We start from the raw sequence: 3,343 nt of genomic DNA, 5'->3' as shown, positions 1-3,343 counted from the left end.
CACCCCCGGCCCCCCGACCCCCCGCACCCGCCCCCGGCTCCCGACCCCCCGGAGCCGGCGCCGACCCGAAGCCGTCCACCGGTTCCAAGAACCTGGCGGGCGCCGTGCAGGCCGCCTACTCGGGCATCGGCGGTCGCTACGTCTACGGCGGCAAGGTCCCCGGCGGCTGGGACTGCTCCGGCTTCGCGTCGTGGGCCTACGCCCAGGCCGGCATGAGCATCCCGTCCCAGACCGCCGCCATCCGTGCGTCGGCCAACACCGTGCCGACCTCGAACCCGCAGCCGGGCGACCTCGTGTTCCAGCGCGGCGGTGGCCACGTGGGCATCTACGTCGGCAACGGCATGATGATCTCCGCGCTGAACCCGTCCCGCGGCACCCTGCTGCACCCGGTGTCCTGGATGCCGGTCTCGGGCTACTACACCTACGTCGGCCCGTGATCGGAGCCTGAGGGGCCACGGCGCGCCGAACGGACGCCGGTCGCCGCGCTCCCGTCCGGGAGGGTCCTGTCCCGCTCCGCCCACGGCGGAACGGGCGCATGCCCACAGCTGAAAACACCACGAAGGCGCGCATTCCCGCGGAATGCGCGCCTTCGTCGTCCCTACGATGGAACGGCTCGCGGCGACGGCCGCAACGGCCAGGGGACACAGACCGAGGAGAGGACCGGTGCTCGGATGAGCATGGAGCGTGCCGCGCGGATGTCGATGATGCGGATGTCCCATGGCGGGCCTCCCCAGCAGGCCAGCCTCAAGCCGGGCACGGTCAGGAGGACCCTCGGATTCGCTGAGCAGTACAAGGGCAAGCTCGTGTTCTTCCTGCTCCTGTCCGTGGTCTCGGCCGTCCTGGGCGTGGCCTCACCGGTGCTCGCCGGAGACGTGGTCAACGCCATCACCGGTGACGGTAACGCCGACCTCGTGGTGCGGCTGTCGCTGCTGATCGCCGGTGTCGCCTTGGCCGATGCCGCCCTGTCCATCCTCACCCGGTGGCTGTCCTCCGGGCTGGGGGAGCAGGTCATCTTCGACCTGCGAACCCGGGTGTTCGAGCACGTCCAGCGGATGCCGGTCGCATTCTTCCAGCGCACCCGCACCGGTGCGCTGGTCTCCCGCCTGAACAACGACGTGATCGGCGCCCAGTCCGCGATCTCCCGGACGCTCTCCGGCGTGGTGGCCAACGTGGTGTCCCTGGCCCTCACCCTCGCGGTGATGTTCTCCACGTCCTGGCAGATCACCGTCCTGGCCCTGATCCTGCTGCCGGTGTTTATGGTCCCGGCCCGCCGCGTGGGGGCGAAGCTGGCCGACCTCACCCGTGAGCGTGCCGGCCACAACGCCGCCATGGGAGACCAGATGACCGAGCGGTTCTCCGCCCCGGGCGCCACCCTCATCAAGCTCTGGGGAGACCCGGCCGCCGAGGCCGAGGAGTTCGGCCGTCGCGCCGGCCGCGTCCGGGACACGGGCGTCACCATCTCCGTGCGGCAGTCCGTGTTCACCACGCTGCTTACCCTCGTCTCCGCCCTGGCCCTGGCCGTGGTCTACGGCGTGGGCGGCCTGCAGGCGATCGCCGGGACGCTCGACGCCGGCGACGTGGTCACCATGGCCCTGCTGCTGACCCGCCTCTACGCCCCGCTGACCTCCCTGGCCTCGGCCCGCGTGGAGATCATGACCGCCCTGGTCTCCTTCGAGCGCGTGTTCGAGGTCCTGGACCTGCAGCCGCTGATCCGTCAGAAGCACGTGACCACTCCGCTGCCGGAGGGGTCGCTGGGACTGCGCCTGGACGGCGTGCGCTTCGCCTACCCGTCCGCGCAGGACGTCTCGCTGGCCTCCCTGGAGGAGGTCGCGGTGCTGGACACCCGCGGCGGGCAGGAGGTCCTCCACGGCCTGGACGTGGACGTGCCCGCCGGCTCCACGGTCGCCCTCGTCGGCTCCTCGGGCGCGGGCAAGTCCACGATCGCCTCGCTCGTCACCCGCCTCTACGACGTCTCCTCCGGCGCGGTGACGGTGGGCGGAGTGGACGTGCGGGACCTGTCCTTCCCGGACCTGCAGAAGGCCGTGGGCATGGTGACCCAGGACGGGCACCTGTTCCATGACACGGTGCGCGCCAACCTCACCCTGGCCCGCCCTGACGCCACCGACGCCGAGGTCTGGGACGCCGTGGACCGTGCGCGCCTGCGCCCTGTGGTGGAGGCCCTCCCGGACGGCCTGGACACTGTGGTGGGCGAGCGCGGCTACCGCCTTTCCGGCGGCGAGCGGCAGCGCATGACCATCGCCCGCCTGCTGCTGGCCTCCCCGCGCGTGGTGGTCCTGGACGAGGCCACCGCGGCCCTGGACTCCACCAACGAGAGGGCCATCCAGGACGCCCTCGCCGAGGCCCTGGCCGGGCGGACCGCCATGGTGATCGCCCACCGGCTGTCCACCGTGCGGGACGCGGACCAGATCCTCGTGGTGGAGGACGGACGCATCGTGGAGCGCGGCACCCATGCCGAACTGCTGGCCACCTCCGGCCGGTACGCCGAGCTCTACCGGACCCAGTTCGCTCCGGGCGCGGAGGACTGACCCGGCCCGCCACGTGCGGTGACCGCATAGGCGAAAGGCGGGCGGCCGTCGTCGGGGATCACTCCCGGACGCGCGGCCACCCGCCTCGTCATAGGTGCCCCAGACAGGATTCGAACCTGCGACCTGCCCTTTAGGAGAGGGCCGCTCTATCCAGCTGAGCTACTGGGGCATCCGGCGCCCGCGGAACGGGGCACCGACGGACCAGTCTAGCGGCGAGTGCGGCCCTTGCCGCCGAACACCAGCAGGACCACCACGATCAGCGTGATCAGCGCGAGCAGCACCCAGCGCGTCACGGTGAGGCCGGAAGCGAGTCCGACGCCGTCGCCGGCGGCGTGCAGGGCCGCCTCGATCGCGATGTTCTCCCAGACGTCCACCACCACGAACAGCACGCCCAGGCCCACCATGGCCCACTTGGCGCCGGCCGGACGCAGCCGCCAGGCGGACACGGCGATCAGCGTCAGTGCCACGGCGATCGGGAAGATCACGCCGGCAGTCTTGTGCACCCAGTTCAGCTGCCCGAGGGCGGCCTCGTCCATCACGGCGGCCAGCGCCGCCACGTCCGCGGCCGAGTAGCCGAAGAACCGGTTGTCCGGCATGGCCAGGCCGTCCGCCAGCTGCGTCATCTGGTTCAGGACGAGCAGGTGGTAGTAGCCGGCCATGAACAGCGTGGTGCCGATCAGGGCGATCACCGGCATCGCCGGGTTGCCCTCGCGCTCTCCGGCCGCGGCGAGGTCCTCGCGCGGGGTCAGGTCGCGCAGGCCGACGCGCTCGGGCGCCTCGGTGGGCTCGCCGTGGGC

Annotated in this window: 3 protein-coding genes and 1 tRNA gene; 2 read left to right on the top strand and 2 right to left on the bottom strand. The window is 71.9% G+C overall.

What is annotated here, in order from left to right; all coding sequences use genetic code 11:
- Both AC2W7A_RS10695 and AC2W7A_RS10690 read left to right on the top strand, forming a co-directional pair.
- Window positions 1-437: C40 family peptidase (locus AC2W7A_RS10695; RefSeq protein WP_485991337.1), on the top strand; the 437-nt coding region annotated here is incomplete at its 5' end.
- A 234-nt stretch (window positions 438-671) separates the two neighbouring features.
- Complete coding sequence (locus tag AC2W7A_RS10690) at window positions 672-2,546, top strand: ABC transporter ATP-binding protein (protein WP_485991336.1); 1,875 nt, start codon at window positions 672-674, stop codon at window positions 2,544-2,546.
- A 95-nt stretch (window positions 2,547-2,641) separates the two neighbouring features.
- On the opposite strand, the gene AC2W7A_RS10685 is transcribed toward AC2W7A_RS10690, so the two are convergent.
- Window positions 2,642-2,715, bottom strand: a tRNA-Arg gene (locus AC2W7A_RS10685).
- A gap of 37 nt (window positions 2,716-2,752) precedes the next feature.
- Window positions 2,753-3,343: hypothetical protein (locus AC2W7A_RS10680; RefSeq protein WP_485991335.1), on the bottom strand; the 591-nt coding region annotated here is incomplete at its 5' end.

It is taken from the genome of Micrococcus sp. LASM2_SD2 (genome assembly GCF_057364565.1).
Note: the sequence above shows the minus strand (reverse complement) of the source record. Positions and strands in the feature narration are given on the sequence as shown.